The sequence below is a fragment of the Erythrobacter sp. genome, from assembly GCF_038133525.1.
GTDB lineage: Bacteria > Pseudomonadota > Alphaproteobacteria > Sphingomonadales > Sphingomonadaceae > Qipengyuania.
The window spans coordinates 7,231-10,333 of the sequence record NZ_JAYPTL010000077.1; the positions used below are offsets into that span (position 1 = coordinate 7,231).

The window sequence follows — 3,103 nt, forward strand, 5'->3', positions numbered from 1 at the left end:
CCACGGGCCGTATTCACTAGGCAGGCACCCTCTTTCATCAAGGCAAAGCGTCCTGAGTCGATCATATGGTGCGAACGGGGGCCGGCCGGGCAGTGCAGGGTGATGATGTCGGCCCGCGCAACCAGTTCATCGAGTGTCTCGACATAGGTCGCCGAAAATATCCGTTCGACCGCTTCGGGCAGCCGCTTGCGGTTGTGATAAATGATCTCCAGCCCAAAGGCGCGCGCCCGGTGCGCCACCGCCTGGCCAATCCGCCCCATACCCACAATCCCGAGTACCTTGCCGCCGAGCTTTCGCCCGAGAAGTGAGGTAGGGGTCCAGCCCGACCATTCGCCGCTGCGTACCAGGTGCACGCCTTCGCGGACGCGACGGGGTACGCCGATAATCATTTCCATCGCGATATCGGCGGTATCATCGGTGAAGACACCGGGCGTATTGGTGACCATGACCTTGCGCGTGGCGGCGCTCTTGAGGTCGATATGCTCGGTTCCGGCACCGAAATTGGCGATCAACCGCATGTCCGGCCCGGCAGCCTCAATCATGGCAGCGTCGATGCGGTCGGTCACAGTGGGAACGAGCACGTCGCAACCCTGCATTCCGGTGACAAGCTCTTCGCGGGTTAGCGGCTTATCGGATTGGTTGAGCGTCACATCGAAAAGCTCCGCCATCCGCTCTTCGACCGAAGGCATGAGGTGTCTGGTCACGAAGACGCGTGGACGGCGCTCAAGGCGCTTGGTGACGGTGTCGCTCGGCTGTTCCATGCGGGGAAGAGAGCTATGAGCAGCGGAGGGTTACGGTCAAGCTCTGCGCGTGAAAACCTGCCGCATTTCGCGCGGCCAACGGTTGCCGCCACAGGCAGGAATCATGTAAACGATCGTCGATGGCTACGCGTGCGCTTTTCCTCTTTTTCGCTTTGATGGGCATCATGGCGCCGGCGACGGCACAGGATCGTGAGGTGCCATATTGGGCTACAATCCGCGCAAATGAGCTCAACATGCGCGTCGGCCCCAGCGCTGACTATCGGATCGATTGGGTCTATCGTCGCCCCGGGCTGCCAGTGAAGGTGGTTCGCGTGCTTGAAGGCTGGCGCCTGATTGAAGATCCTGACGGGGCAAGGGGGTGGGTTGTTGCGCGCCTTCTCAGCCCGGACCGAGGGGCGATCGTAATCGGGAATGGTACGACCGAGTTGCGCGATTCGCCCTCGCCTGGTGCATCTGTGAAATGGCGAATCGAACCGGGCGTCTCCGGCGTTCTGGGCGATTGCGACGCAGGCTGGTGCGAACTGACGGTCGCTAAGCGCACGGGTTGGATTAGGGCGGCCCGACTTTGGGGGGCGGGCGAACCATAGGGATCACTCTGGTGAAGTGATTCCAGCGGGGGAGCTCGGTGAAACTGGCGCTATCCGGGATACTGATGAAGTGACCGAGTCTGTGGTGTCTGTAATCTCGAAACTGCCGTCCGGGCCAGGTGCGCCTCCGGCGTAACAAGCCTCGGGTTCCTCGCCATCGGGATCAAAGCATATCGCTTCACCTTGCTGGCGCCACCTACCGCGCTCAGTTTCCGCGCCGTCTGCGGTAGCGTCGATATAGGTTCCGTCGACACCGATCGTTTCTATCATCACCGTCCCGTCGGCGAGCACGATCTTGTAGGTACCGGGGACGTTGGCAAGCGCGCTTTCGTCCGATGGCGTGCCAGGTGCAACCTCGGCGGGTGCATCTTGCCGACTGCAGCCAACCAAGGCGATGATGGCCGTGAGGGCGATAGCAGTCCTCATCGGGTCTCGCTTCGATCAATCATCCCATTCTCGTGCCACGTGGATCCGCTGTGCGAAAGAGGAAAGGGCGGCAGGATCGCTCCCGCCGCCCTGGACTCATTCAAAAAGGTTTCTGCCGACGTTCAGCCTGCGGCCTTCGGTTTGACAGTCACCGGATCGCCTTCGTCAGGTGTGGCGGTAAAGGACCCGTCCTCCGCCCGTTGGGATTCGGTGAAGCACATGGGTGTCGCACCTTCGGTCGTTGGGGTGAAACAGGTCTTGCCGTCGACCACAGCATATGTGCCTTCCTCGACGACGGTCCCGTCTGCCGCGACATCGGAATAGGTTCCATCGGCGTTGATATTGGCGGTCATCGTCGTGCCGTCAGCATTGGTCACATCATAGGCGCCGGCAGGTGAGCCGTTGGCAACTACACCTTCCGGGGCAGGCGCTTCTGCCACAGCCTCTTCTTCGGCAGGCGCGGGTGCTTCACCAGAGCAAGCCGCGAGTGTCAAAATCGATGCCGCAAGTAGTAACTTCCGCATTCCGTCTCTCCCCTGAAAAAATGGTATCAAATGGATAGGCCATGCTGCCTCGCATTGGCCCCTCATGGCCTATCCTCTGGGCATTATTCGGCCGCCGGGGCTTCCACCGCCGCTGGTTTCACGGTCGCTTTTACGCCCTGATCGTTCACCGTTTCGAAGCTTCCGTCGGCTGCCGCGGGCGAATTGGTCCAGCAGCTGTCGTCTTCGGCGGGCGGATCGGTCGTGAAGCAAGTCTTGCCGTCAACCTGGGCATAGGAGCCGTTGGCAGGCGCACCATCGAGCCCTGTCCCCGTCCATGTGCCATCAGCGTTCATGGTGAAGGGTTGTTCGGTTCCGTCTTCATAAACGGCTACATAGTCACCAGGTGCCGGTGCTTCAGCCATGGTCGCCGGTTCGGCTGTGGCCTCTTCCGTCGCTGGCTCAGGCGCAGGTTCTGAACACGCAGCCAATGCTGCGACGGACGCCAGAAATAACAGATTCCGCATAGCACATCTCCCCCTATGCAAGTGCGGCCCGCGGGATGGTTACCACGGGCCGCACGTCTTGGGAAACTGAGATTGCCGTAACGGAAGTTAGACCAACTCGACTGCCACCGCTGTGGCTTCACCGCCGCCGATGCAGAGCGATGCGACGCCGCGCTTCTTGCCCTGCTTCTTCAGGGCGTTGAGCAGCGTCACGATGATACGGGTCCCACTGGCACCGATAGGATGTCCCAGTGCCGTAGCGCCGCCGTTTACGTTGATCTTTTCATGCGGGATGCCGATGTCGCGCATGGCGAACATCGCGACGCAGGCGAAGGCCTCGT

General features: G+C 61.1%; 5 protein-coding genes and 1 pseudogene. 1 reads left to right on the top strand and 5 read right to left on the bottom strand.

Going from position 1 to position 3,103, the window contains the following annotated elements; translation table 11 throughout:
• The coding region (locus AAFM29_RS15220; protein WP_341713634.1) for a D-glycerate dehydrogenase at positions 1-761 on the bottom strand (761 nt) is incomplete at its 3' end.
• A 119-nt stretch (positions 762-880) separates the two neighbouring features.
• Between AAFM29_RS15220 and AAFM29_RS15225 the strand changes: the two genes are divergently transcribed.
• Positions 881-1,348 carry an SH3 domain-containing protein gene (locus AAFM29_RS15225; protein WP_341713635.1) on the top strand — a complete coding sequence of 156 codons (468 nt, stop codon included), beginning with the start codon at positions 881-883 and terminating at the stop codon, positions 1,346-1,348.
• 3 nt (positions 1,349-1,351) lie between these two features.
• Here AAFM29_RS15225 and AAFM29_RS15230 read toward each other — a convergent pair whose 3' ends face one another.
• The 4 genes and pseudogenes from AAFM29_RS15230 to AAFM29_RS15245 form a co-directional block, all read right to left on the bottom strand.
• Positions 1,352-1,774, bottom strand: a complete 423-nt coding sequence (locus tag AAFM29_RS15230) for a hypothetical protein (RefSeq protein WP_341713636.1) — start codon at positions 1,772-1,774, stop codon at positions 1,352-1,354.
• A 122-nt stretch (positions 1,775-1,896) separates the two neighbouring features.
• Positions 1,897-2,298 (bottom strand): hypothetical protein, encoded by a 402-nt coding sequence (locus AAFM29_RS15235; RefSeq protein WP_341713637.1) that lies wholly within the window; start codon positions 2,296-2,298, stop codon positions 1,897-1,899.
• Positions 2,299-2,381: 83 nt separating this feature from the next.
• Positions 2,382-2,681 carry a hypothetical protein gene (locus AAFM29_RS15240; RefSeq protein ID WP_341713638.1) on the bottom strand — a complete coding sequence of 100 codons (300 nt, stop codon included), beginning with the start codon at positions 2,679-2,681 and terminating at the stop codon, positions 2,382-2,384.
• 189 nt (positions 2,682-2,870) lie between these two features.
• Positions 2,871-3,103: pseudogene (locus tag AAFM29_RS15245) on the bottom strand (acetyl-CoA C-acetyltransferase); the annotation flags it as partial.

Excerpts from the sequence above, each read along its gene's own strand:
- AAFM29_RS15225 (WP_341713635.1), top strand. The coding sequence starts at position 881 with ATGGCTACGCGTGCGCTTTTCCTCTTTTTCGCTTTGATGGGCATCATG.
- AAFM29_RS15240 (WP_341713638.1), bottom strand. The coding sequence starts at position 2,681 with ATGGCTGAAGCACCGGCACCTGGTGACTATGTAGCCGTTTATGAAGAC.
- AAFM29_RS15235 (WP_341713637.1), bottom strand. The coding sequence starts at position 2,298 with ATGCGGAAGTTACTACTTGCGGCATCGATTTTGACACTCGCGGCTTGC.
- AAFM29_RS15230 (WP_341713636.1), bottom strand. The coding sequence starts at position 1,774 with ATGAGGACTGCTATCGCCCTCACGGCCATCATCGCCTTGGTTGGCTGC.